The organism is Rhodoferax sp. ZS1R25 (genome assembly GCF_056521335.1).
Map to the genome: position 1 here is coordinate 238,482 of NZ_JBWMAZ010000001.1, position 20,963 is coordinate 259,444.

Below are 20,963 nucleotides of genomic sequence, written 5' to 3' on the forward strand. Positions count from 1 at the left end.
GGAGGCCCCATGCCCTCATCCAACTTCTCCAGCGCCGATGACATCCAGCGCAACCTGCTGCGCGTCTTGGCCGTGACCTCTGGCTCCTGGGAGCTGCTGCACCGCAGCCGCACCGGTCGTCGCCTGGCATCGCGCACACCCATCCATACCCTGCGCCGCCCCTATTCCATCCTCCGTCCCACGCAGACCGCGTTGCTGTGGGCGTGGTGATCGCAGACCCCATCGTGAGCGCACCCAACTCTCCCCCCAATATTGTTTTCATCCTGGCCGACGACCTGGGCTGGGCCGACCTGAGCGTCTATGGCCAGGCCGACTACCGCACCCTGCATCTGGACCGGCTGGCCGCGGAGGGTGTGCGCTTCACCCAGGCCTATGCCAACTCGGCGGTGTGCTCGGCCACCCGCTTTGCCTTGATCACCGGGCGCTACCAACACCGCCTGCGCGGTGGGCTGGAAGAACCCTTGGTGCGCACCGCCCACCTGCATGGCCTGCCGCCAGACCACGCCACCTTGCCCTCGTTGCTCAAACAGGCGGGCTACAACACCGCACTCATTGGCAAATGGCACCTGGGCAATCTGCCGCACTTTGGCCCGCTCAAAAGCGGCTACGACAAGTTCTTTGGCAACTACGGCGGCGCGATTGACTACTTCACCCACAAACCCGGCGTGGGCGACCAGGTGCCGCGCGACCTGTACGAGGGCGAAGTGCCCGTAGACCGCGTGGGCTACTACACCGAGCTGCTGGCCCAGGAAGCCGTGCAGTATGTGCAGTCACAAACCGCCGACAAACCTTTCTTCTTGTCCCTGCATTTCACGGCGCCGCACTGGCCCTGGGTGGGGCCCGAGGACGAGCATGTGTCGCGCGGGCTGAAAGACCTGTTCCATTACGACGGGGGCAGCCTGGAGACCTACGGCAAGATCGTGCAGTCGCTGGACGCGGCCGTGGGCCAGGTGGTGAAGGCGCTGAAAGACCAGGGTCTGGCGGACAACACCATCGTGGTGTTCAGCAGCGACAACGGCGGTGAGCGTTTCTCCAAAACCTGGCCCTTCACGGGGCAGAAGACCGAGTTGCTCGAAGGCGGTTTGCGCGTGCCCACCATCATGCGCTGGCCGGCACGCCTGAAACACCACGTGAGCCACCAGGTCACCATCAGCATGGACTGGCTGCCCACGCTGCTGGCTGCTGCCGGCGTGGCAGCCGACCCGGACTACCCGCCCGATGGCCTGAACATCCTGCCGGTGCTGCTAGGCGAGGTGCAACCGTATGTGCGCACCCTGTTCTGGCGCTACAAGGCCCAGGAGCAGCGTGCCGTGCGCGACGGCGCCTGGAAGTACCTGAAGATCAACGAGAACGAGTTCCTCTTCAACCTGGAAGACGACAAGCGTGAACGCGCCAACCTGCGCGACAAGCACACCCACGTGTTTGATCGGCTGAAGGCGCAGTGGGAACAATGGAATGCGCAATTCCTGCCCATCACGGACGAGGTCTTCACCCACGGGGTAACACCCGACATCCAGGCCGACCGCTACCGGCCCGAGCGGGCTTCACGCGCGCTGTAACGCAAAAGGCCAACCATCACTGCTTGCCCTTCCAGGGCACCAGCCAGCTTTCCAGCAGGCGCATGCTGAACGAGAACGCAAAGGCGCACAGCGCAATCACCGCGATGCCGACAAACACCGCATCGGTGGCCAAGAAGTGGGAGGCCGACATGATCATGTAGCCGATGCCGCGCGTGGCCGCAATCAGTTCGGCCGCCACCAACGTGCTCCAGCCCACACCCAGCGCAATGCGGATGCCGGTCAGGATCTCGGGCAGGGCCGAGGGCAGCACGATGTCCTTGAACAGCTGCCAGCGCGAGGCGCCCAGCGACAGCGCCGCGTTGACACGCTCCTGCGGCAGCGAGCGCACGCCGGCCTGGGCCGACAGCACCACGGGCGCAAACATGGCCAGGGCCAGCAGCACGATCTTGGAGGTCTCACCAATGCCCAGCCAGATGATCATGAGCGGCAGGTAGGCCAGCGGCGGCAGCGGCCAGTAGAACTCGATGGGCGTGGAAAACACGCCCTTGGCCCAGCGGCTCAGGCCCATGAGCAAGCCCACGGGAATCCCCAGGGCCACGGCAATCACCGCGGCCGACAGAATGCGGCCCAGGCTGGCGGACACGTGTTCCCACAGGGTGGCGTTGGCATAACCTTCGCGGAAGATTTCGACACCCAACGACAGCACTTCAGCCGGTGTCGGCAAAAACAGCTTGGGCACCAGCCCTGCCTGGGTGATGGCCCACCACAGCAGCAACAGGGCGGCGCCGGTGGCCACGCTGATGGTGACTGTGGATTTTTCGCCAATGCCGAAATTGCGCATCTTCACGATGCGGGGCTCCAAGCGGCGGGTGCGTGGTTCCTCAGTGTGCAAACCGGCAGCAGCGGCTTTGATGGCTAGGTCGCTCATGCGGTGACCTCTTGGTGTTCGTTCTGGTGGACGATGGCGCGAATCTCTTCGCGCAGGTGGGCAAACTTCGGTGCGGTCTTGATGGCACGCGCATCGCCGTCGCGGGCAAAGGTGTTGACAAAGTCCAGGTCAAAGCGCGCCACGATACGGCCGGGCCGCGGTGACATGACGATGAGCTGGGTGCCGAGGAACAACGCTTCTTCGATGGAGTGGGTGATGAAAAACACCTGCTTGCCGGTGCGGTACCAGACCGAGACCAGCAGCTCCTGCATCTGCTCACGCGTCATGCTGTCCAGCGCGCCAAAGGGCTCGTCCATCAGCAGGATGTCTGGGTCCGGCGCCAGGGCGCGGGCCAGGCCCACGCGCTGGCGCATACCACCGGACAGCTCATACGGCGCGGCATTGGCAAAGTCTTGCAAGCCCACCAGGTGCAGCAGCTCCAATGCCCGGTCGCGCTGCTCGGCGCGGCTGGCACCAGCAAACTTCAGGCCCAGTGCCACGTTCTCGGCCACGGTTTTCCAGGGCAGCAAGCTGTCCTTCTGGAACACCACGCCGCGGTCGGCACCGGGCTTCTCGATAGGACGGCCGTTCAGCGTGATGCTGCCCTCGGACAGCGGCAAGAAGCCCGCCATGGCATTGAGCAAGGTGGACTTGCCGCAGCCCGAGGTACCCAGTGCCACGACAAAGCCGCGGTCCGGAATGTCGAGCGAGACACGGTCCAGGGCTTGCACCGGGTGGCCGTTGCGCCCGGCAAAGTAGACGCTGGCGTTCTTGACACTGAGCATGAGACGTTACTTCTGTGCGACCACGGCACCGGCAATCGCCGAGGTGGTCACAAACGCCGCGTAGCTTGGCAGCACGTCAGAGATCTTCTTTTGCTCCTTCAGGAAGCTGGCCGTTTCTTTCAGGATGCGGGCCACGCCCGATTTCTCGCCACCACCGAGCCAGGCGTCGGACGCTTGCACGTGCAGCGGCACCAGGTTCAGGTTCTTCAGCGCGGCGGAAAAGTCGGCGGGTGTGCCGCCCAGCAGCTTGGCCAAGATCTTGGCGTTCTCGCTCTCAGGTCCCCAGGCGGCTTTGTCCTTCACAAACGAATTGGAGTACTTCTCGATCACACCCGCGTAGGCCTTCAGGAACTCGGGGTTCTCTTTGGCAAAGGCGCCGGTGGCGACCCAGGCGCTGAACGTGGGCGCACCCTTTTCAGCCACTTCTTTGGAAGTGATCAGCACCTTGCCGGTCTTCTTCAGCTCGGTCAGCGCGGGGTCCCAGACAAAGCCGCCGTCCAGGTCACCGCGGTTGTAGGCTGCCACGATCTCAGGCTGGGGAATGGCAAACACCTGCACGTCTTTTTCGGTCAGGCCTTGGCTCTTCAGCAAGGCCAGCAGCTGGTAGTGGTCGGTAGACACGGGCGCGGCGGCCAGCTTCTTGCCCTTGAGGTCGCCCAGGCTGTTGATGCCAGAGCCATTGCGCACCACCAGAGCTTCGTCGGTGCCGGAGATGGAGGCCAGGTAGAAGGCTTTCACGTCCAGACCGCGGGAGGTGGCAGCGGCGTAGGGGCTGGAGCCAACATAGCCAATTTGCACGTCCCCGGAGGCAATGGCGGCGAACACATCGGCACCCGAGTTGAACTTGCGGAAGTCGATCTGGAAGCCCGTGGCCTTGGCGAAGTCGCCGTTGGCAATGGCCACAGACGAGGGCAGCGCGTCGGTCTGGTAGCCGATCACGACCTTCTTGTCGGCGGCAAAGCCCAGACTGGCACCGGCCAGCAGGGTGACGCCGATGGCGGCGGTGAAGAGTCTTTTGGTGAATTGCATGGTTCGATTCCTTGGTGACGTGTGACAAAGAGAGCACCCCGTTCTGAGGGTTTTGGGGCTTGGAATCGAGCTTATTGATATGCCTGGTTTGTGTCGTCGAATGAATTTGACATAGCTAATGCGAATAACGCGCAAGCGAAATGCGCCCTGCGCTTTAGGCTTGGTCGCATCTGTTTCTCTCTACCCCCGCCCCCATGACTCTCGACATCCGCCCGCTGGGCCCGGCCATTGGCGCCCTGGTTAGCAACATTGACCTGACTGAGCCGCTGCGCACCAGCGACCGCGACACCTTGCACAGCGCTCTGCTGCAGCACCATGTGCTGTTCTTTGAAAACCAACCCGTCACCCCGGTGCAGCAGCGCGACCTGGCGCGCGCCTTTGGCGAGCTGCACATCCACCCGGTCTACCCCCAGCACCCCGAGGCGGCCGAGATCATCGTGCTGGACACGCACAACGACAACCCGCCCGACAACGACAACTGGCACACCGATGTGACCTTCATCACCACGCCGCCGCTGGGGGCCATCCTGTCGGCACGCGTGCTGCCTCCGCACGGGGGCGACACGCTGTGGGCCAGTGGCATCGCGGCGTACGAAGCGCTGTCCGAGCCACTGCGCAGCTTTCTGGACCCGCTGCACGCCGAGCACAGCTTTGTGCAGTCCTTCCCGGCCTGGCGCTATGCGCGCACGCCCGAGGAACGCAAGGTGTGGGAAGCCGCCGTGGCCAAGTCGCCCGAGGTGGTGCACCCCGTGGTGCGAACGCACCCGGTCAGTGGCAAGCGCGGCCTGTTCGTCAACGAGGGCTTCACCAGCCGCATCGTGGAGCTGACCAAGGCCGAGAGCGATGCGGTGCTGGCGTTTTTGCGCGCCCACCTGGCCAAGCCGGAGTTCACCGTGCGCTGGCGCTGGAAGCAGCACGACCTGGCTTTCTGGGACAACCGCCTGACCCAGCACTACGCCACGGCCGACTATCTGCCCCACCGCCGCGTGATGCACCGCGCCACCATCCTGGGTGATGCACCGTTCTGACGGCGACCTACACAGTCACCTCAGATGTTTAAGTTGTTAACAAGCAAAAAAGTATTCGTTTGTTATCTAAGCCTTGCTCTTTAGAGTGCGCCCATGGCCACCGCAAACCGCAGTTTGCTGGCGATAGACACCTAGAGGAACGAGAGGAAACCCACCATGTCAGCCCCGTCTGAAACATCCGCACTGCCCCAGGCCCTGGAAGCCGCCCGCGCCGTGGCCCTGGCCACCGGCCTGCCCTACGCCGGTGGCGTAACACCGCCCCTGGCCTGGCAGCTGTTCTCGCAAGAGCAGGCCGTGCTGGTCGATGTGCGCAGCGGCGAAGAACGCAAGTTTGTCGGCCACGTGCCCGGCAGCCTGCACGTGCCATGGGCCACAGGCACGGCCCTGACGCGCAACCCGCGCTTTGTGCGCGAACTCGAAGCCAAAACTGGCAAAGACACGCCCGTGCTGCTGCTGTGCCGCAGCGGCAAGCGCTCGGCCCTGGCGGCCGAAGCCGCTACCAAGGCCGGGTTCACGCAGGTCTTCAATGTGCTCGAAGGCTTTGAAGGCGAGATCGATGCCCACAACCACCGCGGCACCGAAGACGGCTGGCGCTTCCACCAACTGCCCTGGATTCAGGACTGACACACACCATGGCCATGTTTGACACCCCCGAGATCGTGGCGTCCCTGCGCGCCGTGCGCCAGCAGTGGCGCGAATCGCAAAAGCGGGCGCTGGAGCCCGGCGGGCGCGAGTTCCCCTCGCGCGAGGCGCTGAGCCAAATTGTGGAAAACCTCAAGGGCGCGCTGTTCCCCTTGCGCCTGGGCCCCCCCGACCTGTACCCCGAAGGTGAAGACTTCTACGTGGGCACCACACTGGAGACGGCGCTGCACGGCCTGCTGGACCAGGTGCGGTTGGAGCTGAAATACGTGGCCCGCCAGCAAACTGGCCAGGACGCCGATGTAGAGGCCCAGGCCCTGCAGGTGACCCGCACACTGGCCGCCGAGCTGCCGCGCATCCGCACCCTGCTGGACAGCGATGTGCTGGCCGCCTACCAAGGCGATCCGGCCGCCCGCAGTGTGGACGAGGTGCTGCTGTGCTACCCCGGCGTGCTGGCCATCATCCACCACCGCCTGGCACACAAGCTGTACCTCCTGGGCCTGCCGCTGCTGGCCCGCATCATTGCCGAGCTGTCGCACAGCCAGACCGGTATCGACATCCACCCCGGCGCCCATATCGGGCCGGGATTCTTTATCGACCATGGCACGGGCGTGGTGATTGGCGAGACCGCCGTCATCGGCCAGCGCGTGCGCCTGTACCAGGCGGTGACGCTCGGCGCCAAACGTTTTTCTGCCGATGCCGATGGCACGCTGCACAAGGGCTTGGCGCGCCACCCCATCGTGGAAGACGACGTGGTGATCTACGCCGGCGCCACCGTGCTGGGCCGCATCACCATCGGCAAGGGCGCCACCATTGGCGGCAATGTCTGGCTCACGCACAGCGTGGCACCCGGCAGCCACATCACCCAGGCCGTGCACCGCCACGACACCCACGCAGAACCGGTGGCTGCATGAGCGAACAACTACTGGAAAACTTTGGCATCGCGGTGCGCCGCATGCGTGCCACGCGCGGCCTCTCGCAAGAGCAGCTGGCCGAACGCTCGGACCTGAACCGCTCCTACGTGGGCGAGATCGAACGCGGCCAAGTCGTGTCGTCTCTGGTCACCATCCAGAAACTCTCCACCGCGCTGGACATTTCGGCGTCTGGCCTGCTGCAAGAGTGCGAAGCCACGGCCAATAGCCGTTTTGTGCAGCGCATCAAATTGACGGCTATAGCCTGTTGAGCGCAGGGCGCGCAATTTGGATACTGCCGCAGACGTTTTTCCCTTCCCTGTCACACACCGAGGACTTCCATGACCAGCACCCCCGCCGCCCTGACCACGTTGGGCGACAACGCCGCACGGCAACTCGCCAACGCCACCAAAACCACGGCGCAACTCTCCACCATCTCGCCACGCTGGCTCACACACCTGCTGCAGTGGGTACCTGTGGAGGCCGGCATCTTTCGCCTGAACACCGTCAAGAACCCTGAGTCCATCAAGGTCACCTGCACCGCGCGCCAGACCGAGAACCAGCTGCCCCGCACCTTTGTCGACTACGACGCCGCACCGCGCGAGTTCTTCCTGAACGCCGTCAGCACCATCCTCGATGTGCACACCCGCGTGTCCGACCTGTACAGCAGCCCGCACGACCAGATCAAAGAGCAACTGCGCCTGACCATTGAGACCATCAAGGAAAACCAGGAAAGCGAACTCATCAACAACCCCGACTACGGCCTGTTGTCGCAAGTCACCGATGAACAACGCATCTTCCCGCTGACCGGTGCGCCCACACCCGACGACCTGGACGAGCTGCTGACCAAGGTTTGGAAAGAGCCCGCCTTCTTCCTGGCCCACCCCGTCACCATCGCCGCCTTTGGCCGCGAAGCCACACGCCGCGGTACACCGCCACCCACCATCAGCCTGTTTGGCTCGCAGTTCATCACCTGGCGCGGCATCCCCCTGATTCCTTCAGACAAGATCCCCGTGGCCGATGGCAAGAGCAAGATTTTGTTGATCCGCGTGGGTGACAAGCGCCAAGGCGTGGTTGGCCTGTTCCAGCCTGGTCTGCCTGGCGAACAAAGCCCAGGTCTGTCGGTGCGCTTCATGGGCATCAACGACCAAGCCATTTCCAGCTACCTGATTTCCTTGTACTGCTCGCTGGCCGTGCTGACACCCGACGCCGTGGCCGTGCTGGACGACGTGGAAGTCAACAAGTACCACGACTACCCAGATACCTACAAGTAGTCACTAGCCATCATCCGACGTGACTACTTCAGGCATTCCTGCTGCACCCGCTGCAGCACCTCCGATTGACCCGGCGCTGATCGCGCAAATGGCCAATGCGCTGTTTGCCAGCGGTCCGTCCGGCGTATCGGGGCTGTCCGCACTGAGCTCTGGCGCCCCCGGCGTGCAGGCCCCGGTGAACCTGGCCCCGGCCGGTTCCCCGCTGGCCAGCCCCGCGGGCCTGGGCCCTAGCGTACCTGGCACCCCGATTCCACAAGGCTTGGCGCCCGGCGCCAACCTGATTCCAGCCTCACCCACACCGGTGCTGTCATTGGCCAATCGCATTCCCGCATTGCAGCCACATGCAGTCGCCGGCAACGGCGTGCCCGACACCCTGTTCAGCCAGGCACCGGCCTACGAGCCACGCTTTGGTAGCGCAGTACTCGGCGTGCCCGAGGCCAGCGCGGCCGTGGCACCGGTGGCCAACCAGCGTGCGCAGCCCAGCCCTGGTGGTGCGTCGCCGTTCTACTTCTTGAACGAGCAGTACGGCCACCCCGCATCGGGTGCAGCATCTGCTGTGCCACGCACACCTTCGGCGCCTTCAGCTCCGTCGTCGCCCAGCCTCGGTTCGGACGTCAGCCCGTCCGCAGCCGGTGCACCGGTCACCACACCGTCTGCCGAGCCCAAGTACTACTTTGTAGACTCGGTGGTGTTGCCCAGTGGCTATGTCACGCCCGCCAAAGCTGCACCTAACGGTAGCGCGCCCAATGTCGGCAGCGGTCAACGCCCGCCGTTTGACGTGCAGGCCATACGCCGCGATTTCCCCATCTTGCAGGAGCGGGTGAACGGCAAGCAGCTGGTGTGGTTTGACAACGCAGCCACCACGCACAAGCCGCAAAGCGTGATCGACCGCATCGCGCACTTCTACGAACACGAGAACTCGAACATCCACCGCGCGGCGCATGAGCTTGCGGCCCGCGCGACCGACGCGTACGAAGGCGCCCGCCAGCGGGTGAAGAACTTCATCAACGCGCCGGATGTGAACGAGGTGATCTTTGTGCGCGGCACCACCGAGGCCATCAACCTGGTGGCCAAGAGCTGGGGCGGCCAGCACATTGGCCCGGGTGACGAAATCATCGTCAGCAACCTGGAGCACCACGCCAACATCGTGCCCTGGCAGCAGCTCGCTGCCGCCAAGGGTGCCAAGCTGCGCGTGATCCCGGTGGACGACAGCGGCCAGGTGCTGCTGGACGAATACCAGAAGCTGCTGAACGACCGCACCAAGATCGTGTCTGTCACGCAAGTGTCGAACGCGCTGGGTACGGTGACACCCGTCAAGGAAATCGTGGCCATGGCCCACCGAGCCGGTGCGAAAGCACTGGTCGACGGCGCGCAATCCATCTCGCACATGCGGGTGGACGTGCAGGACATTGGCGCCGACTTCTTTGTGTTCTCCGGCCACAAGGTGTTCGGCCCTACCGGTATCGGTGTGGTCTGGGGTAAACGAGAGGTGCTCGAAGACATGCCACCCTGGCAGGGTGGCGGCAACATGATTGCCGACGTGACCTTCGAGAAGACCGTGTTCCAGCCCATCCCGAACAAGTTTGAGGCGGGCACTGGCAACATCGCTGACGCCGTGGGCTTGGGTGCCGCCATCGACTACGTGAACAAGGTGGGCATTGAAAACATTGCCCGCTACGAACACGAGTTGTTGGTCTACGGCATGCAAGCTCTGGGCGCCATTCCGGGCGTGCGCTTGATCGGCACGGCGGCTGACAAGGCCAGCGTGATGTCCTTTGTGTTGAATGGCTACACCACGGAAGAAGTGGGCAAGGCATTGAACGACGAAGGCATTGCGGTGCGAACCGGCCACCACTGCGCGCAGCCCATCCTGCGCCGCTTTGGCGTGGAGACCACGGTGCGGCCGTCACTGGCGTTCTACAACACTTTTGACGAGATTGACCGCCTGGTGGCGGTGGTGCGGAAGTTGAGCTCGGCGCGGGCGCACTGACGATCAAGGTCCTGCGGGCGGTGTCAAAAAAGCGGTGTGCATGCACTGCTGATGACACCGCCCTTTTTTGCTGATGCCAACCGGGAGTGAAATCGATGTCCCACACGTCCGTCGTCGACGCGAACTACCGCTTCATTGCGGCCTACCAGGAGGTCAATGCGCGCATCAACCAGCGCCAACAGGCCCTGGCGTTGTATGTGACCATGGTGGTCAGCCTGTTGGCGGCGCTGGTTGCCTTGAAGCCAGTGCCAGGCGCCAGAGAAACACCGGTGGATTGGCGCTGCTGTCGTTGCTGGTGTTGGTGCTTACGCCCAAGTGGAGCTATCGGCCTGCGGTCACAGCTTAAGCGCGTTGGCTGGAAGTTGCAGATCGCCATACGGCGGCAAAGCAATCACTCTGCGCTCTGCTGTAACTGCAAACGAAATCCCGTTCGCAGCGCACTCTCAAGACTTCCAGAATGCCCAATGGGTCGTGATTCCATCTGACGATAGCTATGATCACGACACGCAGCACAAAGCGCGTGCGGGAAGACTTCAAGGCCAGATCTAAGCACCTGACAACGCGCAGCACTCCAGGGAGGAGAACATTGGCAAAGCAACTTACGCTTCTACTCGACACCAATGTCCTGATTCCGCTTCAGGATTCGTACGCAGTCCTTAGCGAAAATCTGGCTAGCTTTCACCGGCTTGCGGTAGTCGGTGGGCATCAATTGCGTTACCACCCAGCAAGCGTCGCTGACTTCGAGCGAGACCCTGACCTCAACCGACGTGCGAGAAACCTTCAGCACATCCGCCGATACCCTGCCTTAGATCAACTTGCCAAGTGTCCGTGGAACACGCCAACAACAAGTCCAAATGATGCATGCGATAACGAGATTCTGTATGCACTGGAATGTGATGCCGCTCATGCGCTGATCACGGAGGACAAAGGGCTCCTAACCAAGGCCAGAGTACGTGGTCTTGGCAATCGCACATACAACATCCAGACGGCAGAGGACTGGCTACGACGGCTTCACGAGCCACATGACGTATCTCTGCCGAATATCGATGACGTACCGCTACACAACTTATCTCCGGAGCTATCCGAGGTGTTCTTCGACAGCCTACGTGAGGGCTACGCTGGGTTTAACGACTGGTTTCGCAAGAAGGCGAGAGAGCACAGGAAGGCATGGGTCTATCGCGATGAGATGGGAGTTCTGGGTGCGCTATGCATTTACGCTGTTCAGACAGACGAGAAGGTCACGGACAACAGTAAAAAACTTGACGGTAAGGCTCTGAAGTTGTGCACATTCAAGGTGAGTCAAGGCGTCCGAGGTCGAAAGATTGGTGAGCTCTTTTTGAAGGCGGCCTTCCGCTATGGGACAGAAAACGCTTGTGAGCACATCTTCATCCACGCTGATGTGGATAAGCACAACTACCTGGTGAACCTACTTATTGATTTTGGATTCGAAGACAGTGGTGCTTACGGCTCAGACCGAGTTTTTGTGAAGCAGCACCCGATCACCGCTCCTGACGATACGGGGATGCCACCGCTTGAGTACATCCAACGCTTTTATCCGCATTACCAAGCCGGTACTCGCGTACAGAAGTTTTTGGTGCCCATACAGCAGGGCTACCATCGAATCCTCTTTCCTGACTATGAAGCGGTCCAATCGCTCCTGTTCGTAGCCGGCGGAAGCGTGGGCAACGCCATCAAACTGGCATACCTTTGCCATGCGGCGTCGATGAAGATTCGTCCGGGGGATGTACTCCTTTTTTACAGGACCGAGGACGAGCAGGCTGTCACCTCGCTCGGAGTCGTGGATCAGTTCGCTGTGCTTGATGACGCCAGTAAGATAGCGGCCCTAGTCAGCCGACGTACCGTCTACAGCATCAAAGAAATCGAGAGCATGGCTTCCCGGCCTACAAAGGTCATTCTCTTCAGACTAGTCAAACATCTGACCAAGTCCGTGTCCTACCGACAACTTCAGCATGATGGCGTCGTCACTGGCCCCATTCAATCAATCACCAATATTTCTGATGACAAATTTTCAAGAGTGCTTGCAGCCGGAGGGTCCTAGAGCGATCTTGCTGTCGGTGAAGCCACGCTTTGCCCAACTGATTCTGTCGGGCGCCAAGAAAGTCGAATTCCGTCGGGTATGGGCCGCGCAACCCGTAGGCCTGGCTGTAATCTATTCGAGTTCGCCAGTCCAACAGATCGTCGGAATCGTTGACGTCAACGGCACGTTTTCAGCATCACCATCCAAGGTTTGGACCAAGTGCCTTCCTCTCGGTCCGGGCCTCCAACGAAAAGAGCTCATGGAGTACTTCGTAGGAAAGGATGAGGCATACGGAGTCTTGTTAGGAAATGTGAAGCTCCCTCCCAAGCCTATTTCACCGAAATCGCTATTCAAAGACTTCCGACCACCACAGTCGTACCGCTACCTGAGTACTACAGAGCTGCGCCGAGTTGGCAAGCAGTTTGCCTTGGTGGGATAGGCGTGATGACTATTCAGGCAACAACGCTTAGGTGAGCGGGAAACCGCTGTGGCGAAGTTTTACTGAAGAAACACTTCGCCTGATTTAAAACACTTCCAATGCTCTAGCGTAGTCGGGCGTCAATTGACCTTTCCATACCGGTCGTTGGCCAATCCCAGCACCTTGCCTATCGCCAACTTCACTCCAGACCGTTGTGCCACCGCAAGCACAGATTCGCACTCCGTAGCGCGCATATCCATATCTGTTTTCCTTAGATTTCAACGCCCGGCTTATTCGATAAATTTTGGGCATCGTCTCTGCGCGATGTCCTATGCCCCACCATCGCCTGCACGCCCATTCCCCCTCCAGCACCTCGCGGCGGCACACCGGCACCCAGGTGCGCGACGCCACTGAGGAGTGGCCCACCATGGCGTTATGGCTGGTTGTCGTTGGCAGCTGGGTGCTGGTGCTGGCTACCGCACGCCATGTGCCGGTGTGGCTCCACTTTGCGGCGCTCACGGTTCTGGTAACTTGGTACATGAGCCTGCAGCATGAGCTGCTGCACGGCCACCCCACACGGCTGGACTGGGTGAACCGCCTGCTGGGCCTGCTGCCCATCGCCCTGTGGTACCCCTTCGACCTGTACAAGGCCCACCACCTGGCACACCACCAGGACCAGCACCTGACCGAACCCGGCGTGGACCCGGAAAGCAACTACCGCTACCCCGCGGGTTTGCAATCACGCTGGAAACTAGCTCTGGTGACCAGCCAGCGCACCGTGGCAGGCCGGCTGCTGCTGGGCCCTGCCCTGACCGTGGTGCATCTGGCTGCCGATGTGGCGCGGGCCATTCGCCGTGCGGACACCCGGCGGCTTTGGGTCTGGGCGCAGCACCTGGCGCTTGCCAGTGCGTTGCTGGTGGCCGCGGAGTACGCCACTGCAGTGTCTGCATGGGAATACGCCGCCGCCAGCTACTTCGGCATGGGCCTGGGCATGCTTCGCTCCCTCTACGAACACCGCCCTGCGGCGCTGCCCGCGCACCGCATCGTCATCAACGAAGCGGCATTGCCCTGGCGCCTGCTCTACCTCAACAACAACTACCACGCGGTGCACCACACCCACCCGGGCCTGCCCTGGTACCGCATTCCCGGCCACTACCGCGCTGACCGCGCGGGCTACCTGGCGCGCAATGGAAGCTTCCTGCTGCCGGGCTATGTCTGGTTGCTGCGCCAGCACGCGTGGCGGCCCATCGATTCCCCTTTTTACTCACCCAAGGAAACCCCATGACTCTGCAATTCACACGCCGCACCCTGGCATTGGCAACCCTGGCTGCGGCATTCGCAGCCCCTGCTGCCTGGGCCCAAAGCACCCCGGTGCGCGTAGGCTCCAAGATCGACACCGAAGGCGCGCTCTTAGGCAACATCATTGTTCAGGTGCTGGAAGCCAATGGCATCAAGACCGAAAACAAGGTGCGCCTGGGCAACACCAAGATCGTGCGCAGCGCCATCGTGGCCGGTGAGATCGACATCTACCCCGAGTACACCGGCAACGGCGCCTTCTTCTTCTCCGATGAAAAGAATCCCGCCTGGAAAAATGCCAAGGCCGGTGCCGAGCTGGTGAACAAGCTGGACTCTTCCGCCAACAAGATCACCTGGCTGGACGCCGCACCGGCCAACAACACGTGGGCCATTGCTATTCGCAAAGATGTCGCCACAGCCAACAAACTCAAGACGCTGGACGACCTGGGCCGCTGGGTGTCCGGTGGCGGCAAGTTCAAGCTGGCGGCCTCGGCCGAGTTCATTGAACGCTCGGACGCATTGCCCGCCTTCCAGACGGCCTATGGCTTCAAGCTGAGCCAGGACCAGCTGCTGACGCTGGCCGGTGGTGATACCTCCATCACCATCAAGGCGGCGGCAGAGAGCACCTCTGGTGTGAACGCGGCCATGGCCTATGGCACTGACGGCCCCGTGGCCGCCCTGGGCCTGGTCATCCTGGAAGACCCCAAGGGCATCCAGCCCGTCTATGCGCCTGCACCCATCGTCCGCGAATCGGTATTGGCCAAGAACCCCAAGATCCGCGACGCACTGGCCCCCGTGTTCAAGACCCTGGACGGCCCCACCCTGCAATCGCTGAACGCCAAGATTGCACTGGAAGGCCAGGACGCCAAGAAGGTGGCCTCGGATTACCTGAAGGCCAAGGGCCTGATCAAGGGCTAAGCTCGGCCCCATGACATTCGCTCTGCCGATGTACGTCCCCTCGGGGAATGCGGTGCAAGGTTTTGCAGAAGCGTTGCGTGCTGAACTGCACAACCGTCTGCCCACGGCGTGGGCTGCACGTGTACCGTTGGCTCTGGAATGGCCCGGCGACTACCTGGCCCATTGGCTTTCGCCCGAGCTGTTGTTGAGCCAGTCCTGCGGTTATCCGCTCACCCACGCACTGCAGGGCAAGGTGCAGTTGCTGGGCACGTTTGTCTACGCAGTGCCGGGGGCACAGGGCATCCATTGCCGCAGCCAGATCATTCGGCGCCGTGACGACACGCGCGATACGCTGCCAGCCTTTCGCGGCAGCACGGTGGCCTATAACGGCCGCGACTCCCAGTCCGGGTACAACGCACTGCGCGCGCTGATCGCCCCCTTGGCGGAGCAGGGCCGCTTCTTTAGCGACGCGTTGGAAACAGGGGCCCACCTGCAGTCCATCCGCGCAGTGCTGGATGGCCGGGCGGACATTGCCGCCATCGACGCGGTGACCTGGGCCTTGGCGCTGGAAGCAGAACCGCAATGGGCACACGCCCTGACCGCGTGGACGGAGACCGCGCCCTACCCGGGCCTGCCCTTGATCACCGCTGCGCACACCCCAGCCGAGGTGGTTACCCATTTGCAGAGTGCCCTGCAGACGGTGGCCACTGCAGCACAGTACGCGGCCGTACGGGCACCGCTGCACATCGCTGGTTTTGTGACGACCACGCCCGAAGACTATGCCGTCTGCCGCGCGATGGAAAAACAGGCCGCAGCGTTGGGCGTGCACCAGCTATGAGCGGCACGGTGCAACGCTTGCGATGAATCATTCCATCGATATCTGATTTCATTCGTTCTCATTACCAGCGCATCTGAATAACCTGCACACAGGCTCTGCAACGAAGCAGGACCATTGTTCAACGCTGATTCATTAGGGAAAAAACCATGCGCGTACCTTTCATCCTCAAAGCCGTCTCTGCCACCTTGCTCGCTGTTGCGAGCCTGGCTGCCCACGCCGACCAACTCAGCGATATCAAGAAAAAAGGCGAGATCGTCATTGGCGTCCTCGGCATCGACGAACCCAACAGCTTCATCGACCCCAAGACCCGCGAATTCATCGGCTATGAGATCGACTTGGCCAAGGCCATCGCCGCCAAGATCGGCGTCAAACCTGTCTTCAAGCAGATCGCCGTGGCTGCTCGCATCCCCGAACTGCAACAAGGTGGTGTGGACCTGCTGGCTGCTTCGCTGACCCACAACAAGGAACGTGAAGCCCAGGTGGACTTCTCCCTGACCACCGTGGTGACTGGCCAAAAGGCCCTGGTCAAAAAATCCAGCGGCATCAAGGACGTGCCGGATCTGGCTGGCAAGAAGGTGGTGACCGTGAAGGGCGGCACGCAGGAACCCAATACCAAGAAAGCCGTGCCAACCGCTGAAGTGGTGACGTTTGAGAACACCCAGCAAGCCTTCCAGGCCCTGCAACAAGGCAAGGGCGTGGCGTTTGTGAACGACGAAGCCAGCCTGATTGCCGAACACGCCAAGCTGGGCGACAAGGCCAAGGACTATGTGATCCTGCCGCAAAACCTGAGCGTGGAGCCTTTGGCCTTCGGCATCAAGAAGGGCGAAGCCACTTTGAAGGCGGCTGTGGATGACACCCTGCGCGGTCTGGAAAAGAGCGGCGCTGCCGAGAAGACCTTCCTGCAATGGTATGGCCCTAACACCAGCCTGAAGTTCCCCAAGCGCACCTTCAAGATCGACTCCGACAAGATCGACGGCTAATCGGCCGCACCCCCCAACACCAGCCTTTGGAGGACTGCACCGCACGGTGGAGTTTCTTCAAAGGCTGGTTTGGCATGGTGACTCTGTATGACTGTGTTTGATCTCTCTCTCGTTCTGACGGGCCCCCACCACGATTTGCTGGTGCAGGGCCTGTCGCTTTCTCTCTCGCTGTTGGGCATCACCCTGGTGCTGGCATTGCCGTTGGCCTTGTTGATTGCGCTGTTGCGCTTGTCCCCCTCACGCATCCTCAATGCGATGGCCTGGTGCTATGTGGAAGCCATCCGCAATGTGCCGCTGCTGGCGCACATGCTGTTCTGGTATTTCGGCGCGCCCGAGCTTCTGCCCGAAGCCACGCGCGAGTGGCTCTATGGCCACAACTTCGAAGCCATTGCCGCGCTGTGCGCGCTCACGCTCTACACCGCGGCCTTCATGTCCGAAGACATCCGCAGTGGCATACGCGCCGTGCCTTCGGTGCAGCTGGAAGCCGGCCGCGCGCTGGGCTTTGGTTTTCTGACCACCATGCGCCTGGTCGTCTTGCCGCAGGCGCTGCGCGTGACCGTGCCGCCGCTGGTGTCGCAAACGCTGAACCTCTGGAAGAACACCAGCATTGCCACCGTCATCGGTACGGCCGAACTCATGTACCAAGCCGCCAAGGTGGAAACCGCCACCTTCCGCAGCTTTGAGCCCTTCGTGTTTGCCACCGTGAGCTACCTCTCGCTGTCGCTGCTAATCACCGGCCTGGGTGCCTGGTACCAGCACGCCTACCCTGTGAGGGCGGCCGCATGAATTTTCTGGAAATGCTGGACACCTACTGGGTGTTCTTCCTCATCGGCCAGTACCCCAATGGCCCGCTGGGCGGCCTGAGCCTGACACTCCTGCTGGCCAGCGCGGCACTGATGCTGGCATTGCCCCTGGGGGCGTTACTCGGCGTCTGCCGGGTCAGCCCCTGGCGTGCCATCCGCTGGCCGGTCACCGCGCTGGTGTTTGTGGTGCGTGGTACACCCCTGCTCATGGTGGTGTTCTGGGCCTACTTTTTTTTGCCCAGCATCACCGGCGTCAAGACGGGCCAGTTCCCCACCATGCTGATGGCGCTGGTGCTGTTTGATGCCGCTTACCTGGCGGAGATCGTGCGCGCCGGCATCCAGGCTTTGCCCAAGGGGCAGACCGAGGCAGCCCGCGCACTGGGCCTGTCCTACATCGCCACACTGCGCCAGGTGCTGCTGCCCCAGGCCGTGCGGCACATGCTGCCTTCGCTGATCAACCAGTTCGTCTCCACCATCAAGGAGACCTCGCTCGGTTACATCATTGGCCTGTCCGAGGTCTCGTTCATCGCCAGCCAGATCAACACCCAGGTCTTCACCATGCCCACGCAGGTCTACCTGATCCTGGCCTTCACCTACTTTGTGCTGTGTTTCGGGCTGTCGCGCGTGGCCTATGGGCTGGAAAAACGCCTCTCCACACGCCGACCCAAGCGCCGCACTGTCCTCCTCACCGACCAGCGCCACCCCGCGCAAGAAGTTCCCGCATGATCGAGTTTCACCAAGTCAACAAGTGGTACGGCGAGTACCAGGCCCTCAGCGACATCAACGAGACCGTGGCCCGCGGCGAGATCGTCGTGGTCTGCGGCCCTTCGGGCTCGGGCAAGTCCACGCTGATCCGCACGCTGAACCGGCTCGAACCCATCCACTCCGGCCGCATCACGCTGAATGGCCAGGACATCCACGCGCGCGGGCTGGACGTGAACGCCTTCCGTGCCGGCATCGGCTTTGTGTTCCAGCAGTTCAACCTGTTCCCCCACCTCAGCGCGCTGGACAACTGCACGCTGGCCCCGCGCCGCCTGCGTGGCCTGAGTGCGACCCAGGCCAAGGAAGAAGCCCTGGCCCTGCTGGAGCGCGTGGGCCTGGTGCACAAAGCCCATGCCTTTGCCTCCGAACTGTCGGGTGGGCAGCAGCAGCGCGTGGCCATCGCCCGCGCGCTGGCCATGAAGCCCCCGGTGCTGCTGTTTGACGAACCCACCTCGGCACTGGACCCCGAAATGGTGGGCGAAGTGCTGGCGGTCATGAAAGACCTGGCCCGTGACGGCCTGACCATGCTGGTAGTGACGCACGAAATGGGCTTTGCCCGCGACGTGGCCGACCGCGTGCTCTTCATGGATGCCGGTCGCGTGCTGGAACGTGCCACGCCGGAGCAGTTCTTCAACCGCCCCGAACACCCGCGCGCGCGGCAGTTTCTGTCTGACATCCGCTCTCCGTTTGCGGTGACCGCATGAGTGCAGTCGGTCTGCCCATCATCGACATTGCGGCCCTGCGCGAGCAGGGTGGCGACCCCGTCGCGGCGCACGAGGCCGTAGCGCAGATGGCCAAGGCCTGCCGCGCCCATGGATTCTTCTACGTGCGCGGCCATGGCGTGGACCCGGACCTGGTGCAGCGGCTGGAAGACCTGAGCCACCGCTTCTTTGCGCTACCCACCCACGACAAGTTGCAGTGGCGCATGGCCCTGAGCGGGCGCGCCTGGCGTGGTTTCTTTCCGCTGGCTGGCGAGTTGACATCGGGCCGGCCCGACTGGAAAGAAGGCATCTACTTTGGCACCGAGTTGCCACCGGACGATGCGCGCGTGCTGGCGGGCACCCCCTTGCATGGACCGAACCAGTTCCCCGACACAGTGGTGCCTGAGTTGCGCGAAGCCGTGCGGGCCTATATGGAGCAGGTGACGCAGGCCGCGCACGCCGTGCTGCGGGGCATTGCCCTCAGCCTGGGGCTGGAGGCTGCCTACTTTTCAGACCGCTACACCCACGACCCGCTGGTGCTGTTCCGCATCTTCAACTACCCCAGCCAGCCGCTGCCACAAGATTTGGTTGGCGCGGCAGACAGCATCTGGGGCGTAGGTGAGCACACCGACTACGGCCTGCTGACCCTGCTGCACCAGGACACGGTGGGTGGCCTGCAGGTGCGCACGCCGCAGGGCTGGGTGGAGGCGCCGCCTGTGGCAGGCACGCTGGTCTGCAATATCGGTGACATGCTGGACCGCATGACGGGTGGCCTCTACAAGTCCACACCCCACCGCGTGGTGCGCAATGCGTCGGGGCGCGACCGGCTGTCGTTTCCGCTGTTCTTTGACCCCAATTTCTTTGCCCGCGTGCACCGCATCGACGGGTTGTTGCACGCACAGCCCGTGGTGGACGACAGCGTCACCCGCTGGGACCAAGCCAATGTGCACGCCTTTCAGGGCAGCTATGGCGACTACCTGCTCAACAAGGTGTCCAAGGTCTTCCCGCAACTGACCGACGAGGTGCTGGCATGAGCAGTAGTGCCACCCTGCCCATCCTGGACCTGCGGGAGTTCACCGCGGGCGACGCGGCGCAACGTGCGGCCTTTGTCGCCCAGCTGCGCGAGACCGCCCACCACACCGGCTTCTTCTACCTGAGCGGCTTTGGCGCCAGCGCCACCCAGGCCCAGGCCGTGCTGCAGGCGGCCCGAGTGTTCTTTGCGTTGCCCGAAGCCCGCAAGCAAGCCCTGCACATGGCGAACTCATCGCACTTTCGCGGCTACACGGCGGCGGGCGATGAGATCACGCGCAGCGAGCGCGACTGGCGGGAGCAGCTGGATGTGGGCGCGGAGCGTGAACCCTTTGCCGAAGCCCCCGCGCACGAGGCCTGGAAGCGCCTGCAGGGCCCCAACCAATGGCCAGCCAGCATGCCCTCGCTGCAGCCGCTGCTGCTGGGCTGGCAGGCCACGCTGACGCAAGCCGCCCAGCAATTGCTGCGCGCACTGGCGCTGGCACTGGGCCAGCCCGAACAGCACTTTGACGACGCCTTTGCCGACACGCCGGTGCAACACCTCAAGATCATTCGCTACCCCGTGCGGGAGGCGCAAACATCGCGCCAGGGCGTGGGGGCGCACAAGGACTCGGGCTGCCTCACGCTGCTGCTGCAGGACACTCAGGCAGGGCTGCAGGTGCTGGAACGCGAAGGCGGTGCAAGCAATCGCTGGATCGACGTGCCCCCCATCGCGGGCACCGTGGTCATCAACCTGGGCGAGGTTCTGGAAATACTGACCCAGGGCTACCTGCGCGCTACCACGCACCGCGTGGTCAGCCCCATCGGGGCCAGCAGCCGACTGTCGGTGGCCTTCTTCATCAGCCCGCGACTGGAGGCCGAGCTGCAGCCCATCGCATTGCCCGCTGACCTGCAAGCGCAAGCACTCGGTGTGGACACCGACCCGCAGAACCCCCTGATCGCCCACACCGGGCGCAACCTGCTCAAAGGGCGTTTGCGCTCGCACCCCGAAGTCACGGCGCGCTTCTATGCCGATGTGCAGCCACCGAAAAACGCGCATGCATATGCGCAAACAATCCTTGGCGAGTCTTATGCGGCTCCCTAGCATCAGGGGTTTG

At 62.7% G+C, this 20,963-nt stretch carries 22 protein-coding genes; 19 read left to right on the forward strand and 3 right to left on the reverse strand.

Translation table 11 applies throughout. The features are described from left to right. Positions 1–9 precede the first annotated feature (9 nt). Positions 10–210: a hypothetical protein gene (locus AC097R_RS01070; protein WP_479595748.1), complete on the forward strand. Its 201-nt coding sequence runs from the start codon at positions 10–12 to the stop codon at positions 208–210. Further along, positions 204–1,559, forward strand: a complete 1,356-nt coding sequence (locus AC097R_RS01075) for a sulfatase family protein (protein WP_479595749.1) — start codon at positions 204–206, stop codon at positions 1,557–1,559. The genes AC097R_RS01070 and AC097R_RS01075 overlap by 7 nt, the downstream gene beginning before the upstream one ends. Positions 1,560–1,575: 16 nt before the next feature. On the opposite strand, the gene AC097R_RS01080 is transcribed toward AC097R_RS01075, so the two are convergent. The 3 genes from AC097R_RS01080 to tauA are packed head-to-tail and all read right to left on the reverse strand — an operon-like array spanning position 1,576 to position 4,262. Further along, positions 1,576–2,448 (reverse strand): ABC transporter permease subunit, encoded by an 873-nt coding sequence (locus tag AC097R_RS01080; RefSeq protein ID WP_479595750.1) that lies wholly within the window; start codon positions 2,446–2,448, stop codon positions 1,576–1,578. Beyond that, positions 2,445–3,233 carry a taurine ABC transporter ATP-binding protein gene (locus AC097R_RS01085; protein WP_479595751.1) on the reverse strand — a complete coding sequence of 263 codons (789 nt, stop codon included), beginning with the start codon at positions 3,231–3,233 and terminating at the stop codon, positions 2,445–2,447. Before AC097R_RS01085 ends, AC097R_RS01080 begins: the two co-directional genes overlap by 4 nt. 6 nt (positions 3,234–3,239) lie before the next feature. Then, on the reverse strand, positions 3,240–4,262 hold the full coding sequence (tauA, locus tag AC097R_RS01090; RefSeq protein ID WP_479595752.1) for a taurine ABC transporter substrate-binding protein: 1,023 nt from the start codon (positions 4,260–4,262) through the stop codon (positions 3,240–3,242). Between the two features lie 194 nt (positions 4,263–4,456). Here tauA and tauD point away from each other — a divergent pair, with 194 nt between their 5' ends. The 17 genes from tauD to AC097R_RS01175 all read left to right on the forward strand — a co-directional run bounded on the left by tauD (position 4,457) and on the right by AC097R_RS01175 (position 20,950). Further along, positions 4,457–5,290, forward strand: coding sequence for a taurine dioxygenase (gene tauD, locus AC097R_RS01095; protein WP_479595753.1), 834 nt, complete (start codon positions 4,457–4,459; stop codon positions 5,288–5,290). Between the two features lie 156 nt (positions 5,291–5,446). After that, complete coding sequence (locus AC097R_RS01100) at positions 5,447–5,914, forward strand: rhodanese-like domain-containing protein (protein WP_479595754.1); 468 nt, start codon at positions 5,447–5,449, stop codon at positions 5,912–5,914. 8 nt (positions 5,915–5,922) lie between these two features. Further along, positions 5,923–6,843 carry a serine O-acetyltransferase EpsC gene (epsC, locus tag AC097R_RS01105; RefSeq protein WP_479595755.1) on the forward strand — a complete coding sequence of 307 codons (921 nt, stop codon included), beginning with the start codon at positions 5,923–5,925 and terminating at the stop codon, positions 6,841–6,843. Next, entirely contained in the window at positions 6,840–7,112 is a 273-nt protein-coding gene (locus tag AC097R_RS01110; protein ID WP_105261889.1) for a helix-turn-helix domain-containing protein, read from the forward strand. Before epsC ends, AC097R_RS01110 begins: the two co-directional genes overlap by 4 nt. 69 nt (positions 7,113–7,181) lie before the next feature. After that, a complete protein-coding gene (locus AC097R_RS01115) occupies positions 7,182–8,114 on the forward strand; it encodes a family 2A encapsulin nanocompartment shell protein (RefSeq protein ID WP_479595756.1) in 933 nt (310 codons plus the stop codon). An 88-nt stretch (positions 8,115–8,202) separates the two neighbouring features. Then, entirely contained in the window at positions 8,203–10,104 is a 1,902-nt protein-coding gene (locus AC097R_RS01120) for a family 2A encapsulin nanocompartment cargo protein cysteine desulfurase (RefSeq protein WP_479598078.1), read from the forward strand. A 95-nt stretch (positions 10,105–10,199) separates the two neighbouring features. Continuing rightward, positions 10,200–10,589, forward strand: coding sequence for a hypothetical protein (locus AC097R_RS01125; RefSeq protein ID WP_479595757.1), 390 nt, complete (start codon positions 10,200–10,202; stop codon positions 10,587–10,589). Between the two features lie 101 nt (positions 10,590–10,690). Next, complete coding sequence (locus tag AC097R_RS01130; protein ID WP_479595758.1) at positions 10,691–12,163, forward strand: GNAT family N-acetyltransferase; 1,473 nt, start codon at positions 10,691–10,693, stop codon at positions 12,161–12,163. A gap of 728 nt (positions 12,164–12,891) precedes the next feature. Further along, positions 12,892–13,845, forward strand: coding sequence for a fatty acid desaturase (locus AC097R_RS01135; RefSeq protein WP_479595759.1), 954 nt, complete (start codon positions 12,892–12,894; stop codon positions 13,843–13,845). Beyond that, positions 13,842–14,774 (forward strand): glycine betaine ABC transporter substrate-binding protein OsmF, encoded by a 933-nt coding sequence (osmF, locus tag AC097R_RS01140; RefSeq protein ID WP_479595760.1) that lies wholly within the window; start codon positions 13,842–13,844, stop codon positions 14,772–14,774. The genes AC097R_RS01135 and osmF overlap by 4 nt, the downstream gene beginning before the upstream one ends. A gap of 10 nt (positions 14,775–14,784) precedes the next feature. After that, a complete protein-coding gene (locus AC097R_RS01145) occupies positions 14,785–15,591 on the forward strand; it encodes a phosphate/phosphite/phosphonate ABC transporter substrate-binding protein (RefSeq protein WP_479595761.1) in 807 nt (268 codons plus the stop codon). 146 nt (positions 15,592–15,737) lie between these two features. Beyond that, positions 15,738–16,571, forward strand: a complete 834-nt coding sequence (locus AC097R_RS01150) for a transporter substrate-binding domain-containing protein (protein WP_479595762.1) — start codon at positions 15,738–15,740, stop codon at positions 16,569–16,571. An 87-nt stretch (positions 16,572–16,658) separates the two neighbouring features. Beyond that, positions 16,659–17,357 (forward strand): amino acid ABC transporter permease, encoded by a 699-nt coding sequence (locus AC097R_RS01155; RefSeq protein WP_479595763.1) that lies wholly within the window; start codon positions 16,659–16,661, stop codon positions 17,355–17,357. Continuing rightward, on the forward strand, positions 17,354–18,100 hold the full coding sequence (locus AC097R_RS01160; protein WP_479595764.1) for an amino acid ABC transporter permease: 747 nt from the start codon (positions 17,354–17,356) through the stop codon (positions 18,098–18,100). Before AC097R_RS01155 ends, AC097R_RS01160 begins: the two co-directional genes overlap by 4 nt. Further along, a complete protein-coding gene (locus AC097R_RS01165) occupies positions 18,097–18,840 on the forward strand; it encodes an amino acid ABC transporter ATP-binding protein (RefSeq protein WP_479595765.1) in 744 nt (247 codons plus the stop codon). The genes AC097R_RS01160 and AC097R_RS01165 overlap by 4 nt, the downstream gene beginning before the upstream one ends. After that, on the forward strand, positions 18,837–19,871 hold the full coding sequence (locus AC097R_RS01170; RefSeq protein WP_479595766.1) for an isopenicillin N synthase family dioxygenase: 1,035 nt from the start codon (positions 18,837–18,839) through the stop codon (positions 19,869–19,871). The genes AC097R_RS01165 and AC097R_RS01170 overlap by 4 nt, the downstream gene beginning before the upstream one ends. Beyond that, positions 19,868–20,950 carry an isopenicillin N synthase family dioxygenase gene (locus AC097R_RS01175; protein ID WP_479595767.1) on the forward strand — a complete coding sequence of 361 codons (1,083 nt, stop codon included), beginning with the start codon at positions 19,868–19,870 and terminating at the stop codon, positions 20,948–20,950. Before AC097R_RS01170 ends, AC097R_RS01175 begins: the two co-directional genes overlap by 4 nt. The last annotated feature ends 13 nt before the right edge of the window (positions 20,951–20,963 follow it).